1 protein-coding gene is annotated in these 789 nt (G+C 62.2%); it reads right to left on the bottom strand.

The window, feature by feature from the left end:
• On the bottom strand, positions 1 to 789 hold a 789-nt coding region (locus tag ACA511_RS40605; protein WP_375030083.1), incomplete at both ends, for an acyltransferase domain-containing protein.

The following is a 789-nucleotide window of genomic DNA, read 5'->3' as shown; positions in this document are numbered from 1 at the left end:
CAGCCAGTAGCGGTGGTGTTGGAAGGGGTAGGTGGGGAGGTTGGTGGGGGTTTGTTGGGTGTGGGTGGTGGTGGGTTTCCAGGGTGTTCCGTGGGTGTGTGCTTGGGCGGCGTTGTGGAGGTAGTGGGTGTGGGTTCCTTTGTTGCGGTGGGTTGTGGGGATGGTGTTGATGGTGTGTGGTGTGGTGTCGGCGGTTTGTTGGATTGCGGTGGTGAGGACGGGGTGTGGGCTGGTTTCGATGTAGGTGGTGTGGCCGGTGTTGAGGAGTTTTTGGATGGTGGGGTGGAATTGGACGGTGTGGCGGAGGTTTTGGTACCAGTATTCGGGGGTGAGGGTGGTGGTGTCGGTGTTGTTGGTGGTGAGTGTTGAGTGGAAGGGGGTGGTGGCGGGTTGGGGGTTGATGGTGGCGAGTTGGGTGAGGATGTGTTGGTGGAGGGGTTCGATGTGGGGTGAGTGTGAGGCGTAGTCGACGGGGATGAGGCGGGCGTCGATTCCTTGGTTTTGGTAGTGGGTGTGGAGTTGGTGGAGTTGTTGGGTGGGTCCGGAGATGACGGTGGTGGTGGGTGAGTTGATGGCGGCGATGTTGGTGTGGGGTGGGAGTTGGTGTGGGGGGAGGGGGATGGAGAGCATGGTGCCGGTGCCGGCGAGTCTGGTGAGGGTTTGGGAGCGGAGGGCGCTGATTTTGGCGGCGTCGTCGAGGGTGAGGGCTCCGGCGATGTGGGCGGCGGCTATTTCGCCTTGGGAGTGGCCGATGACGGCGTCGGGGTGGATGCCGGTGTGTTGCCAGAG

This window comes from Actinomadura sp. GTD37, from assembly GCF_041951365.1.
Classification (GTDB): domain Bacteria; phylum Actinomycetota; class Actinomycetes; order Streptosporangiales; family Streptosporangiaceae; genus Spirillospora.
The sequence above is the reverse complement of the archived record's forward strand: the minus strand, read 5'-3'. Positions and strand labels throughout refer to the sequence as shown.